The sequence below is a fragment of the Streptomyces phyllanthi genome (assembly GCF_009377205.1).
In the GTDB taxonomy this organism is placed as follows: Bacteria; Actinomycetota; Actinomycetes; order Streptomycetales; family Streptomycetaceae; genus Streptomyces; species Streptomyces phyllanthi.
This window is the reverse complement of the sequence record NZ_VJZE01000250.1, coordinates 1-13419: the sequence shown is the minus strand read 5'-3', so window position 1 is coordinate 13419 and position 13419 is coordinate 1. Positions and strand designations below refer to the sequence as shown.

Below are 13419 nucleotides of genomic sequence, written 5' to 3'. Positions count from 1 at the left end.
CCCCGGCCGGGTTCGCAGACCCTGTCACCACACTCGACGACCACCGCACACGAAGGTCACGCATTCGACAGACGGACTCCCGTTCCCCTCGACCGGAAGTCCGTCGCACGCCCCGGCCGCCGGCACCGAAGCTCACCCATGCTCACGAAAGCGCACGCGTACACGGTCAAGCGGCAGCAGTTCCACACCCCCTCGGCGACCGCCACCTGCGCAGACGCTTCCCGGGACCGCCTCCCGGGACCGCCTCCCGCCGCCGAGTAGCAGGAAGACGGGAAGACGAAGCCCGGAGTGAGGAATGCCCGCGTTCAGTCCGCCTCAGCTGGAAAAGGGAACGGCATCAGCGGCGGAGGTGTGCCAGCTGGTGACGATCGGCTGGTCGACGACGAACGAGCCGACCTTCAGGGACACCGGGTTCGGGTCGCCGTCGGAGACGGAGACGATGAGGCTGTTCAGCTCCTTGCCACCGTCCTCGTTGGTGGTCTTCGGGTTCACACCGGCGTAGGCGGTGACCCCGTCACGCAGCGTGATCTCCTGGCCCGCGGACTGCTCCGCGGGCTTGGCGGCCGTTCCGTCCGAGCCGAAGGCCACGACCGGCAGCGCGGCGGGCATGACACAGGTGATGCCGGGCTTGGCCTTGGCCTTGATCAGGTAGTAGCCGCCCGCCTGGGTCTCAGAGCTCACGCTCCAGGAGATGTCGTTGGTACCGCAGCTCTGCCCGTAGCCGCTCTTGTCTCCGGACGTGTCGTCGCCGGCCGTACCGGACTTGTCCGATGAGCCGCCTCCCGTGGTCCCGCCGCCGTTCGAAGCGCCGGAACCACTGCTTCCGCCACTCTTGTCCCCACCCTCGCCGCCACCGGTCGCCGTAGGGCTCGTCTGGCCGGACGCCGCCGAGGAGTCCGAGACGGCGGCCGCGTCAGCGGACGCCGGCGGCGTGTCACCGCCCCCGCACGCTGTCATCAGCAGGCCCGCGCCGACCACGGAGGTGACGGCGAGGGCGGTGCGCAGGCGACGGTTCATTACGGATGTCCCTTCCAGGGTGACTGATGCGGGGCGCCAGGTGCCCGGTACCGCGCGTTTACGATCACCAAGAGGGCCACTCCCGACTGCGGGTTGATGCCGTCTCACGTCCAGGACGCGGTCGTCACGCGCCTGTGACACAGCTCCGGCGGACCGTGGGAAGCGAAGCGGCCCCCATCCGGCGAGAGGCCGATCCCGGTTGCCCGCTCACCCCGCGGCCCTGCCGAGGCCGGGAGCCCGTCAGGACCGGCGCCCGGACCGCTCTCGGCCGGTACTAGCCGAGCCACGCCTCGACCTTGTCGGGGTTCGCCTCGATCCACTTCTTCGCCGCCGCCTCCGGTGTCATCTTGTCGAGGTCGAACACGGGGTAGTCGCAGGCGACCTTCGCCGGCTCCGCGTCGCAGCCTGCCGTGTGCTGGGGCAGCTTGACGTGGGCCAGCGGCACCTCCGAGAAGAACCACTGCGGCTCGTAGAAGTAGCCGATCACCCACCTCTTGTTCCTCTCGGCGTCCCGGAACGCCTGGATCAGCCCCCCTCTGCGACGCCCGGTGAACGTACGCTGGTCCAGCAGAGCCGACCATGCTTTCCGGGGGAGCGACATGGAAGCAGCAGCGCGGTACGACCGGCCGTCCGTGTGGGCGGACGCGGCCGTCGAGCAGGCCGCCAGGGTGTGCCCACGGTATCCCCGCGCGGTTTCCTCACACGGCCTCCCGATCGCGAGGACGACCTCATGCTCTGAGCCCGCCACGACACGGGCGGACCGCACGGGCTGAACCGCTGTTCCGCACCCCGCACCCCGCACCCCGCATCCCACATCCCGCATCCCGACCGACCCACGCCGCCGTCCGAGCCGCCCCTGGCCCGGCGCGACCCGTCCACCGAAAGGCACCCATGAGCTCCTCGAGCGACGCGCCCCACATCGGTCGTATCGAACTCGCCGACGCCGTCCAGGCCGTCCGTGACGAACTCCTCGCCGCCGCGCGCCGCTCGGTCGGCCAGGAGGTGGTCTTCGAACTGGGCGACATCGAGATGGAGTTCACGGTCGAGATGCACCGTGAGACCAAGGCCGGTGCGAGGGTGAAAGCGTGGGTACTGGACGCGGGCGCCGACCGCTCGTACGCCGGCACCCGCACGCACAGGGTGAGTTTCACCCTACGCGCCCAGGACGCCCGTACGGGGCGTCCGTTGAAGGTGGGCAACGACACCGAGGGCAGCGTCGCCGCGTTCGGTCGCGGCACGCCGACGGTGCCGTGATGCTGCGCTCGGCCGTCGAACGGACGGTGGTGGTGCAGGCCGGTGCCCAGGGGTCCGGTGTCCTGCTGAGCCCGCGCCTCGTACTGACCTGCGCCCACGTCCTGCGGGACCAGGAGTGGATCCGCACGGTCCACCCGGAGAGCGAGCGGCCCATCCCCAGCCGGGCGATCTGGCGGGACGAGCGCCTCGACGTGGCCCTGCTTCTCACCGGCGAGGACCTCGTCGCCCCGGAGCAGTGGGCCCTGGCCCGACTGCGCTGGGGCACCCTCACGACCACCGATCCTCTGCCCGGCTGCCAGGTCGTCGGCTTCCCAGCCGTCCAGCGGTACGGCGCGGCAGGCCACTTGGAGTACGACCAGCTCACAGGGACCGTCCTGCCGATGGCCGGACGGCTCAGGTCCTCGCTCGTCTGCGAGTTCGACCGGGCGGTGGTCGCCCCGCCGACGGGCGGCTCCTCGCCCCTCGCCGGGCTGTCCGGATCCCCACTGTTCGCGGGTGCCGTGCTCCTCGGCGTGGTCACCGAGGTCCCGGACGGCCGGGACCACCGCCGCGTCGAAGCCGCCCCCGTGGACCGGATCCTCGACGCACCGGGCTTTCCCCGCCGGGTGACCGGGACAGAGCACAGTCACGTCCCACCTGTCCTGGAACCTCTCACCGGCTTCCACCAGCGGGACGAGCTCTTCGAACAGCACTACGCCCGCGCCCTCCAGACCCGTTACCGCAAGACCGAGATATTCGGCATCGACGAGCTGGGGACCACGGAGACCAGCTGGGACCTGGACACGGCGTACCTGAGCCTGGAGGCCGTCTCGGCCTCGCGCCGGTCGGAGCAGCGAACCGAAGGAGCGCAGCCGTACGAGGGCGAACGGCCCGCACGGAGATCCTCGGGCCCGCTCACGCACGCGGGACCGCAGGCGTACGCAGCCCCGCAGGCCTCCCCTGCCATGCCGCCCGAACCCGACCCGGAGTCCGTACCGGTCCCCCGCCGGGTCAACGACCTCCTCGCCGACCGTCCCCGGACCGTGCTGCGCGGCGAGGCGGGCGCAGGCAAGACCACCCTGGTCTGGTGGCTCGCCTCACACGCGGCGTGCGGAGCACTCGGGCATGAACTCGCCGAGTTGAACGACCTGGTCCCCTTCGTCGTCCCCATGCGCAGTCTGCACACGCTGGGCAGCGCCTTCCCGACACCCGAGCAACTGCCCGCAGCAGCCGAACTCCAGATCGGTTCGGTGCCCGACGGCTGGCCCCAGCGGGTCCTGGAGTCCGGCCGCGCCCTGCTTCTCGTCGACGGCATGGACGAGATCCCGCCCCCTCGCCGTGAGGAGGCACGCCGTCGCCTCGGCGACCTGCTGGCGATGTACCCGCACAACCGCTGCCTCGTGACGGTACGCCCGCTCGCCGTACCCTCAGGCTGGCTGGCCACGGAGCACTTCGAGGAGCTGCGCCTCCTGCCCATGCGGGACTCGGACGTCCTTGCCTTCTCGAAGGCCTGGCACGCGGCAGCCCGCCTGGAGTGCGCGGGATTCCGCGACGAGCACCGGGCCGCGGCGGAGGACGCGCAACTGCGCTCCCTGGAACAGGACCTGGCCAAGGAGCTGGCCCGCAACCCGACGCTGCGCAATCTGGCCCGTACCCCGCTGCTGGCCGCCGTGATCTGTGCCCTCCACCGCCGTCGGCGCGGCTTCCTCCCGGAGAGCCGCTGGTCCCTCTACAACGCGGCCCTCACCATGCTGCTGGGCGGAAGGGACACCCTCCGTCGGGTGAACGACCCGGAGGGCATCACCCTGGGCGTGGAGGAGCACCATCAGGTGCTCCAGCGGATCGCGGTGTGGCTGGCCCGGGGCGGTTACGTCGAGTTCAACCACGCCCAGGCCGAGCACCAGATCGACCTGGCGATGAGGGGGATGCCCCAGGTACGCCAACAGGGTTCCCCAAAGGACATCCTGACCCACCTGCTGAACCGCAGCGGCCTCCTCCAGGAACGCAACGAGACGGTCGTCCAGTTCATCCATCGCACCTTTCAGGACTACCTGGCGGCCAAGGAGCTCCAGGAGAGCGACGGGCTGGGCGAGTTGCTGCAACACGCGGGCGACGAGCAGTGGCAGGACATCATCCTGCTCGCCGTGGGCCACGGGAATCGGGGGGAAGTCCGTCGCCTGGTCGAGGGTTTGACGGAGAAGGGCGACCGGGCGGCTGAACAGGGCCAGAAGGCCGGCGGCGACATCCACGTGCTGGCGGCGCGGTGCGCGCAGAGCGCGGTGGTACTGGACGAAGAAGTACGGGAGCGGACAGCGGAACGCATCAGGACGCTCATCCCGAGGATTCGCAGCGTCGGGTACGAGAAGCTGAGGTCCCTCGGCGAGTACGTACTTCCCCTGATACCGGCCCCCGAGGAGCTGAACGCCTCACAGGCCAAGGCCATCGCGGAACTGCTCTCCGACATCGGCGGTCCCGCGTCGCTGCCCCTGCTGAGAGCGTTCACCCGGCACGAGTCGCGAGGCGTCCGGGACGTCCTCTGTGGAGTGTGGCCGTCCTACCCGGCGGACGACTACGCCCGGGAAGTCCTCGCGCACATGGACCTGACCCACGAGGAACTTCGCATCACTGAGGCCGACATGATGCGCGCGCTGTGTCATTGCGGCCCTGTCGGTCAGCTGACCTTCCGGGCGGCCATACCCGACGCCGAGCTGTCGGCCCACCTGCCGCGCGACCGATTTCACGGAATCCGGATGGTGGACAACCCGTTGCTGGACGGAGTCTTCTTCCTGCGCCACCAGTCCGCGGTCCGTTCACTCGTTCTCAGGAACTGTCCCGACCTCAAGGACCTGTCGGCACTGGACGGTCTGCCACTGACCCACCTCGAACTCGACCTGCGCCATCTGCCCAAGTCCGCTCTGGCTCCTCTGCGGCGACTGAACCGGCTGTCGTCCCTGTCGTTGTCGGGAACCCTGCAGGACAGTGACATCCCCCTGCCTGCGGGCCATCGGACCGTCAGAACCCTCTCGGTGACCAGTGAGACACCCGTGCTGATCAACGACCTGTCGGGCTGGGCGTCCCTCACGAATCTCGATCTGGCCAGTGCCTGCGACATCGGCACGCTGCTCTACGCGGCCGCCCGCGCCCCCGCGCTGTCCAGCCTCGGCTTCCCGACGGACTCACCGCGCCTGCCTCTCCCGAAGATCCCCTGGGGTTCGCCCGGCGAGAAGCTCACGCGCCTGCCGAGGATCCACTCCCTGACGCTGCGAGCGATCTCCCAGGGAGGGACTGCCCTGAACCTGGCCCGGGTCTTCCCGTACCTCACTCGGCTCACCCTCGAGTGCCGCGGAGGCACGGTGCTCGACCTGACCCCGTTGCGCCGTCACCGAGGCCTGGTCATCAGGGTGAACGGACGCAGGGTGAAACCCCAGGTCGTCACGGCGACTGACTCCTGACCGACGCGCGGACGAAGAAGGGGCTGCCCCAGGCGCAGCGGCCACGCCTCCATTCTCGGTTTCAGCCCGCCACCGGCAGCCCCGACGGACCGGCCGAATCCCGCAGCGGGCGCTGTGCGGGCGCGTGCGCGGGGTCGACTCTCGTCCCCCGCTCCTGTTGAAGCCCCAGGTCGGCGGCCTGGGGGTGGGTGCTTCGTCGGTGACCTCCTGCGCCACCGCCGCACAGCCGGGCATCGGCTGTGCGACGGGCACCACCAGGTCCAGTCTGCCGCCGAGTTCCTCGACATGGCGTTGTGCCTCAGCCAGTTGATGCGCAAAAGCTTCCGCGGATGCGCTGAGGCTTCCGCCAGAAGGCGGCGGGCTCCGGCTTCCGAGCCGCGTGCCTCAGGCCGGCAGCCACTTCACCACCGCGTCTCCGCACTCGGCCGTCCGCGCGTAGAACTCCGTCAGGTCCCGGTGCGCGGCCGCGAATCTGTCCCGCGTGTCGGGCTCCGCCGTCACCCCGCCGTAGCGCGGGAGCAGGTCGTCCCGGGCGAAACCCCACAGCGCGTCGAAGTCCGACGTCGTCAGGAACCTGGCCACCCCGCGCGCCCGGCCCGCCGTCAGCATCAGGAACGGCGGCTTGCAGGGGTCGGGATGGAACACCGGCCGACCGCCGAGCACCACCTGGGCCTGGGGCCGATCCCCCGTGCCCTGGGGAGTATCAGCGGCGTAGAGCAGCTCCTGATCCAGATAACGCTTGTCCAGTACCTCCTCACGACGTCGGTCGACGCGGCGCCGGACGATGTCCCAGTCGTCGCCGAACAGTCGTTCAAGCCAGGTCACGCTGTTGCGCAGTGCCGCGGGCGGCACCGCTCGCAGATGGAAGTAGGTGCTCATCACAGAAGGAGCGCGCAGGGGCTCCGGAACGTCACCCCCGCCCGGCGGAGTGGTGGTCACCCAGCGCACGGCCGACGCGAGACGTCACCCGGACAGGACGGTGCGGGTCGCGCACCGGTGTCCGAGCGCCGGAGACGACGTGAAGGACGCCTGATGCGTTGTGACACTTCTGTGAGCACGCACGCTTGTCACCATGAGGCCGTCGAAGCGAACGGGGCGCGTCGGACGGCACGGACTCGCAAGGAACACGGTGCGAACGAGGACGGTCTTGGGCCAGGAACGGCAACCCCGCTACGCACAGGCCCGCGACGGGGAACTGGGCGCGGCCGTCGCGCGGGCCCAGGACGGGGACGAGACCGCGTTCGCGGTCGCCTACCGGATCGTGCAGCCGGGCCTGCTGGGCTATCTGCGCGGATTCGTCGGCGACGACGCCGAGGACGTGGCGTCCGACGCCTGGCTGGAGATCGCCCGTGACCTCGGACGGTTCAAGGGAGACGGGGCCGGTTTCCGCGGCTGGACGGCGACCATCGCCCGACACCGGGCACTGGACCATCTGCGCCGCCAGCGTGTTCGGCCCCGGCCGGGATCGATCGAACAGGACGTACTGGACCTGCCAGGCCGGCACAGCACCCCTGAACAGGCCCTGGAGTCCCTCTCCACCGAGCGGGCCCTGGAACTGGTCCGCGGGCTGCCGCGGGACCAGGCCGAGGCCGTCCTCCTGCGCGTTGTCGTCGGCCTGGACGGCCCCGCCGCCGCGCGCGTCCTCGGCAAGCGCCCCGGCGCGGTGCGCACCGCCACGCACCGGGGCCTGAAACGCCTCGCCCACCAGTTGGGCGTCAGGAGGGAGGCGGGAAAGGGTGTGACGGATGAAGCTTCCCGGACGCTGGGGGAGTCGAAATGAGTCACGACGGCGTCAGTGGACGGGCGGGCAGGCATCAGGACCCGACACGCCGGACGCATCCAACGGGACGGGCGAGAACGGAAAACGGACATGGGTGATCGGCTGAGCGGCGACGGAGTCACGGGCCGTCGACGTGTGCACCCCGGCGACGCCGTGCCCGGCCCGTGGGACCCGTGTGACGATGTCGCGCTGCGGACGGTGCTCGCCGCCGCCATGCGCGCGAGCGATCTCGCCCCCGAAGCCGAGCAGCGGGCCGTGGCCGCGTTCCGGGCCGCTCGCGGCGCGGGTGCGCACCGAGCGCGTACCCGGCGCCGGGACGACTGGCGGCTGCCCGCGGAGCGGCGTGCCAGGCGCTCTGTGAAGGCGACGTCCGCCGCCGTGTTCACCAGTCTCGCCCTGGGCGGTGTCGCCGTCGCGGCCATAGGTTCAGCCGGCTCGCACTCGGACGGTACCGGCCGGAGCACCCCGCGCCCCTCGGTGGCCGCCCCGGCCCGGCCGGGCGGTGAGACCTCGCCGGCGTCCTCCGGCGGCCTCGGCGCGAGGGACGGCTCGTCCTCCGCTCGGGACACCGAGGCCCACTGCCGTGCCTACGAACAGGTCCAGGACAGCGGCAAGGCGCTCGACGCGACGGCATGGCAGCAGCTCGTCGCGGCGGCGGGCGGCGAGGACGAGGTCGCGGCGTACTGCGCGGAGCAGCTGGCGCGGGCGACAGCCACGCCGAGCAGGTCCGGCGACACGGGCAGACCCACCGCGGGTGCCGCGGACGCCGGCACGGAGACGGCGGGGAACACCGGCACGTCGGGCAACGGGAATCCCGGCAACGCGCCCGGCGGCGCGGACGACGCGGCCGGCAACGGCCGGGCGGGCGGCGGGAAGGACGAGTAACCGTTCCCGGGCCACCGGTACTCGCCGGAACGCAGTCGTACGCACTCCGGCGGCGGCAGTTCCCTGCTCCCGGCAACCTTTCCGGCCCCCGGCGACCACTGATGAGTCCGGACGCTCCCTTCACCGGAGCCCCACGAGCCACCTGTTCTCCCGAACCACGCAAGGACTCACCCCAGGCATGCCCAGTGACGTTTGCAGCGCCTCTTTCGATGTGTAAGTGGCGGGGAAATTGAGTGTCTTTGATGTCCGTGATGCGAAAGAGGCTGATGAGGCGACAGACCATGTGACGGCTTTCCCCGGATATGGCAGAAGTGATGAATTCCCCGCGCGAGGAGCGCGCGAGGGACTGCATGCAGGCAGCGTGCGAACCTGGAGGTTTCGAGTGCGACCGTTCACCCTCAACTACGCCTTCCCCAGGCCGCTTCCGATCGTGGTGACGCCCTACAGCTTCGACGAGTCGCTTCAGCTGAACGTGCTCCCCGACGGCCGTCCGGCCGTCACCGACCGGGACCTCCTCCTGGCGGCCGGGACGACGACGTCCACCGCCGGTTCCCAGACCCACTTCGACGACTGACGATCCGTAGTCGAATGACCGTACTGATCCTCACGTCCGAGGAGGACGTCACCGCCGACATGGTGGTGGCCAGACTGCACGAGGCGGGCGCTCCCGTGATGCGGCTGGATCCTGCCGACCTGCCGGGCAAGGCGGTGTTGTCCGCGCGTTACGCCCATGGCGACTTCGAGGGCCACCTGTCGGTGAACGGACGTGTGCTCAGCATGGGAGGCCTGCGGTCCGTCTGGGTGCGCAGGCCCGGCGAACCGGCCGCGCACGCGGCACACTCCTCGGCGTGGCTGACCGCCGAGACCCGTCAGGCGCTGTTCGGAATGCTCTACTCCGGCTCTACGCGATGGATGAACCATCCGCGCAACGCCGACCGGGCCCGACTGAAGCCATGGCAGTTGAGGGCCGCTCATCTCAGCGGCTTCGCCGTACCACCGACTGTCTTCACCACCTCCCCGCGCCTGGCACGGCAGTTCGCCGAGGAGCACCGGGAGGTGGTGGTGAAGTCCGCCTCGGGACCGCCGCCCGGTGACCCCACGCTGGCTCTGCCCACGACTCTGATCGGGCCCGACTCGGACTTCTCCGGCGTCGCGGCCGGTCCCGCGCTGTTGCAGCGGTACATACGCAAGCGTGCCGACATTCGTCTGACCTGTGTCAGCACCCGGCTGTTCGCCGCGCGGAAGACGGCCCAGCCGGACCAGGTCGACGGGCGCTACGGCGACACCGGGCACACCTGGGAGGCGGTTTCGGTGCCCGAACGCGTCGGCAAGTCGGTGCACGAGTACGTCGCCATGGCCGGACTGGCGTACGCCGCCTTCGACTTCGCTGAAGACGAGGAGGGTTTCTGGTGGTTCCTCGAGTGCAACCAGAGCGGCCAGTTCGGCTTCGTGGAACTGGAGACCGGGCAGCCGATCTCTGAGGCGGTCGCCCTGTGGCTGGCACAGCGCCAGGCGGGCCGGGGTCAGCAGTGGCGCGGCAGGCGATAGCCCCTGTCTGGCGCGTCGCACCACGCTCGACCCGGCCCGGGCGGCCACCGGCAAGAGGGGTCGCGTGGCCGGTTGCCTTCGTCGAGCAGACGAAAATTCGGCAGAGATATGCGCAACGATGCGGAACACTCGGGCACCGATGAGTTCTGCCGGGCGTAGGGGTCTTCACTGATGTCACCACCCACGTCCATGCCGGCGGCCCTTGGCTGCGAGGCGACTGTGACCAGGAACCCCAGCGAGGTGCTGCCGTGTCAGATGCGATCCAGGAACAACCTGCGGTGCGGGCGGGCCGCACACCGACGGTGGTGCGGCTGCTGGTGCTGGCCACGTTCGTGGTGATCCTCAACGAGACGATCATGATCAACGCCATCCCGCGGTTGATGGACTCGTTGCGCATCACCGAGCAGTCGGCGCAGTGGGTGTCCACCGCGTTCATGCTCACCATGGCTGCCGTGATCCCGGTCACCGGCTGGTTCCTGCAGCGCGTCACCACCCGCCAGGCCTACGCGATAGCGATGGGCGTGTTCCTCGCGGGTACCGCCCTGTCAGCCGTCGCTCCGTCCTTCGAGGTGCTGCTGCTGGGGCGGGTCGTGCAGGCGGCGGGCACAGCCGTGATGATGCCCCTGCTGATGACCACGTTGATGGTCGTGGTGCCCGAGCACGACCGCGGCCGGGTGATGGGCAACGTCACCCTGGCGATCTCGGTCGCGCCCGCGCTCGGACCCGCCGTGTCCGGACTGATCCTGCAGGTCGGCTCCTGGCGACTGCTGTTCGTGGTCGTCCTGCCGATCGCGGCTCTGGTGACCCTGTTCGGCCTGCGCAGGGTGGAGAACATCGGCGATCCGCAGGTGAGTTCCATCGACTGGCTCAGCGTCGGCGTGGCGGCGCTCGGCTTCGGCGGCCTGGTGTACGGCCTGAGCCTCATCGGCGACAGCGGGGGCAGGGCCGGGCTCGGCATCGGGATCGGCGTCGCCGGGATCGCGACCATCGCGGTCTTCGTGATGCGCCAGCTCAAGCTGCAACGCACCGGTGTGCCTCTGATGGACCTGCGCACCCTCGGGCACCGCACCTACGGCCTGTCCTTGGCTCTCATGTCCGTCGGGTTCCTGGCGATGCTCGGATCGATGATCCTGCTGCCGCTGTATCTGCAGAACCTGCGCGGGCTCAACCCGCTGGAGACCGGCCTGCTGGTCATGCCGGGCGGTCTGGTCATGGGCCTGCTGGGACCCACCGTCGGAAAGGCGTTCGACCGGTTCGGCAGTCGGCCCCTGGTGCTGCCCGGCTCGATCGGCATGGTGCTCGCCCTCTGCGGGTTCACCCAGGTCTCCATGACGATGCCGTACTGGCAGGTGCTGGGACTGCACGCGCTGCTGATGGTCAGCCTGGCGGCGACGTTCACCCCGGTCTTCACGCTCGGCATGGGCGCGCTTCCCCCACACCTGTACTCGCACGGAAGTTCGATGCTCGGGACGTTGCAGCAGGTCGCCGCAGCGTTCGGGACCGCGCTGGTGGTGACCGTGATGTCCACGCGCACCAGCCACCTGGTCGCCGACGGCGTCGCCGCCGTGCCCGCACAGGTGAGCGGGATGAAGCTGGCCTTCGTCGTCGCGGCCGCCCTCGCGCTGGTGACGATCGTCGTCGCGGCGAAGCTGCCGAACCGGATCACGGGCGCCGGCACCCAGGACCACGGCAGCGCCGACGCGGACCCGCCCGCCGACGGACACCCCGGCCGAGGGGAGCCCGTCACCGCCAACGAGACCTGACCGGTCCGCAGACCGACCGCAGGACGACGGTCAAGGCGGTCGGCGACGCCGTCCCGGATCACCGGCCGCGGCCGACCGCTGCCGGCCCTCCGTCAGGCGGGCGCAGGCAGGCTCGGGCAGGCTCAGGCCGAGAAGGGCACAGCTCAGTGGCCGCACCGCTGCCCCGTTCCGCCGGGTGCGGGCGTTGACGACGGCGATGAGGCACACCAGGGCGGCGAGCTGCTCCCCGTCCTGGTGCTTGACCGCGTTCGCCCCGACCTCGCCCGGGACACCACCGGCCGCTTCCACGACCTCGTGCGTCGTGCGCCGTGCGCCGTGCGTCGTCACATGCCCGGTCCCCCGGTCGGCCACCAGCCGGTCAGCGGTGCTCCGGGTTGTCCGCACCCGGACGGCAGCCGGCGTCCCACTGCGAGCGCTGGTTGCCGTGGGCGGGAATGCCTCCGGCGCGTTTCAGCAGGGCGGCGATGTGCATCAGGTTCCAGGTCATGAAGCTGGTGTTGCGGTTGGTGAAGTCGTTCTCCGGGCCGCCCGAGCCCTGATCGAGGTACGACGGTCCGGGGCCTGCCGCGCCGATCCAGCCGGCGTCCGCCTGGGGCGGGATCGTGTAGCCGAGGTGCTGGAGGCTGTAGAGGACGTTCATCGCGCAGTGCTTCACGCCGTCCTCGTTGCCGGTGATCAGACAGCCGCCGACACGGCCGTAGTAGGCGTACTGGCCCTGGGAGTTGAGCAGCGAGGAGCAGGCATACAGGCGCTCGATGACCTGCTTGGTGACGGAGCTGTTGTCGCCCAGCCAGATCGGGCCGGCGAGCACGAGGATGTCGGCGGCCATCACCTTCTCGTACAGCCCCGGCCAGGCGTCGGTGGCGAAGCCGTGCTCGGTCATGTCCGGGTAGACGCCGGGTGCGATGTCGTGGTCCACCGCGCGGATCAGGTCCGTGGTCACGCCGACGGCGTCCATGACAGCCCGGCTCCTGTCGATCAGGCCCTGGGTGTGGCTGAGCTGCGGGGACGGCTTGAGGGTGCAGTTGACGAAGAGGGCGGTCAGATCGTCGAAGCGGTAGGGGTTGTCGGCGGGGGCATCGGTGGAGGGTGAGGTCGTCATGAGGGCAGCGTCTCGCGCGGAGCCCTGTTTGTCCCGGTTCGACGCACCTGCGCCTGTCTGACGGAGTCACGACGTACGGGGGCGGTCCCATGGTGCGGCGCCGGTGCGGACCGACCAGCCGCACGCCGGTGTCGAGGCGCCGGCGGCGCGCGGGCACGAGCCGCTCGTGTTCGACGTGCGCGACGCTCCCGGCGCCGATGTGTGGGACCCGGCGGCCGTGCCCCGTCCGGTGTGGAGGCCGTGTGCCACCGGGCCGCGACGGCCGGGCCCCTGCACGCCCGTTACCGTGTGGAGTCGCGCTTCCGGGGCCGACCGGAACAGGACGTGAACCAGGGGGACTCAGGTGAGTACGCTCCGGCCCAGCGAACCGACGCGCGGCCTCGGCGTCATCCAGCGCCGAGCCCCCGTCCCGGTCGAGCGCGCCCAGCCCTTGGACGTGCCCGGTGAGCGAGGGATCGCGACCCTGCGGATGAACGCGCGCCGCGGAGCCGGGGTCGCCTCCTTACCGGACAGTCCAAAGATCCTGGAACCGTGCGCCGCGTCGCGCGCGAGCCGGTGCTTCACGGCGGCAGGCGGGGCCGCGCTGTCCGGTGCGGTGGGCCGTAAGCCGTGAAGGGCATGCGCAGGGGCGTGCGGGGG

At 70.6% G+C, this 13419-nt stretch carries 11 protein-coding genes and 1 pseudogene; 7 read left to right on the top strand and 5 right to left on the bottom strand.

Features of this window, described 5'->3' with window-relative positions; translation table 11 throughout:
• Positions 1-315: 315 nt before the first annotated feature.
• Together FNH04_RS28550 and FNH04_RS28545 are read right to left on the bottom strand one after the other, a co-directional pair.
• Positions 316-1017, bottom strand: a complete 702-nt coding sequence (locus FNH04_RS28550; RefSeq protein WP_152788662.1) for a DUF4232 domain-containing protein — start codon at positions 1015-1017, stop codon at positions 316-318.
• Positions 1018-1291: 274 nt separating this feature from the next.
• Positions 1292-1585, bottom strand: a pseudogene (locus FNH04_RS28545) (glycine/betaine ABC transporter substrate-binding protein); the annotation flags it as partial.
• A 323-nt stretch (positions 1586-1908) separates the two neighbouring features.
• Between FNH04_RS28545 and FNH04_RS28540 the strand changes: the two are divergent.
• Both FNH04_RS28540 and FNH04_RS28535 read left to right on the top strand, forming a co-directional pair.
• Positions 1909-2271, top strand: coding sequence for a trypco2 family protein (locus FNH04_RS28540; RefSeq protein WP_152788661.1), 363 nt, complete (start codon positions 1909-1911; stop codon positions 2269-2271).
• Positions 2271-5702 (top strand): serine protease, encoded by a 3432-nt coding sequence (locus FNH04_RS28535; RefSeq protein ID WP_152788660.1) that lies wholly within the window; start codon positions 2271-2273, stop codon positions 5700-5702. Before FNH04_RS28540 ends, FNH04_RS28535 begins: the two co-directional genes overlap by 1 nt.
• 384 nt (positions 5703-6086) lie before the next feature.
• On the opposite strand, the gene FNH04_RS28530 is transcribed toward FNH04_RS28535, so the two are convergent.
• Positions 6087-6581: a DUF1877 family protein gene (locus tag FNH04_RS28530; RefSeq protein WP_152788659.1), complete on the bottom strand. Its 495-nt coding sequence runs from the start codon at positions 6579-6581 to the stop codon at positions 6087-6089.
• A gap of 268 nt (positions 6582-6849) precedes the next feature.
• Between FNH04_RS28530 and FNH04_RS28525 the strand changes: the two genes are divergently transcribed.
• The 5 genes from FNH04_RS28525 (at position 6850) to FNH04_RS28505 (ending at position 11678) form a co-directional block, all read left to right on the top strand.
• Entirely contained in the window at positions 6850-7482 is a 633-nt protein-coding gene (locus FNH04_RS28525) for an RNA polymerase sigma factor (RefSeq protein ID WP_194236844.1), read from the top strand.
• 90 nt (positions 7483-7572) lie between these two features.
• A complete protein-coding gene (locus FNH04_RS28520) occupies positions 7573-8367 on the top strand; it encodes a hypothetical protein (protein WP_152788657.1) in 795 nt (264 codons plus the stop codon).
• 382 nt (positions 8368-8749) lie between these two features.
• The gene (gene tgmA, locus FNH04_RS28515; RefSeq protein WP_322724095.1) at positions 8750-8941 is read left to right on the top strand and encodes a putative ATP-grasp-modified RiPP; all 192 of its coding nucleotides are present in this window, start codon (positions 8750-8752) and stop codon (positions 8939-8941) included.
• Positions 8942-8955: 14 nt separating this feature from the next.
• A complete protein-coding gene (gene tgmB, locus FNH04_RS28510; RefSeq protein ID WP_152788656.1) occupies positions 8956-9915 on the top strand; it encodes an ATP-grasp ribosomal peptide maturase in 960 nt (319 codons plus the stop codon).
• A gap of 248 nt (positions 9916-10163) precedes the next feature.
• Positions 10164-11678, top strand: a complete 1515-nt coding sequence (locus FNH04_RS28505; RefSeq protein ID WP_322724093.1) for an MDR family MFS transporter — start codon at positions 10164-10166, stop codon at positions 11676-11678.
• A 30-nt stretch (positions 11679-11708) separates the two neighbouring features.
• Here FNH04_RS28505 and FNH04_RS49500 read toward each other — a convergent pair whose 3' ends face one another.
• Together FNH04_RS49500 and FNH04_RS28495 are read right to left on the bottom strand one after the other, a co-directional pair.
• Positions 11709-12005, bottom strand: coding sequence for a hypothetical protein (locus tag FNH04_RS49500; protein WP_386575292.1), 297 nt, complete (start codon positions 12003-12005; stop codon positions 11709-11711).
• A 31-nt stretch (positions 12006-12036) separates the two neighbouring features.
• On the bottom strand, positions 12037-12780 hold the full coding sequence (locus FNH04_RS28495; RefSeq protein WP_152788654.1) for a flavodoxin family protein: 744 nt from the start codon (positions 12778-12780) through the stop codon (positions 12037-12039).
• Between the last annotated feature and the right edge of the window lie 639 nt (positions 12781-13419).

Bases quoted from the DNA above. Each gene is read 5' to 3' on its own strand.
- FNH04_RS28550 (WP_152788662.1), bottom strand. From the start codon at position 1,017: ATGAACCGTCGCCTGCGCACCGCCCTCGCCGTCACCTCCGTGGTCGGC.
- FNH04_RS28540 (WP_152788661.1), top strand. From the start codon at position 1,909: ATGAGCTCCTCGAGCGACGCGCCCCACATCGGTCGTATCGAACTCGCC.
- FNH04_RS28535 (WP_152788660.1), top strand. From the start codon at position 2,271: ATGCTGCGCTCGGCCGTCGAACGGACGGTGGTGGTGCAGGCCGGTGCC.
- FNH04_RS28530 (WP_152788659.1), bottom strand. From the start codon at position 6,581: ATGAGCACCTACTTCCATCTGCGAGCGGTGCCGCCCGCGGCACTGCGC.
- FNH04_RS28520 (WP_152788657.1), top strand. From the start codon at position 7,573: ATGGGTGATCGGCTGAGCGGCGACGGAGTCACGGGCCGTCGACGTGTG.
- tgmB (WP_152788656.1), top strand. From the start codon at position 8,956: ATGACCGTACTGATCCTCACGTCCGAGGAGGACGTCACCGCCGACATG.
- FNH04_RS28495 (WP_152788654.1), bottom strand. From the start codon at position 12,780: ATGACGACCTCACCCTCCACCGATGCCCCCGCCGACAACCCCTACCGC.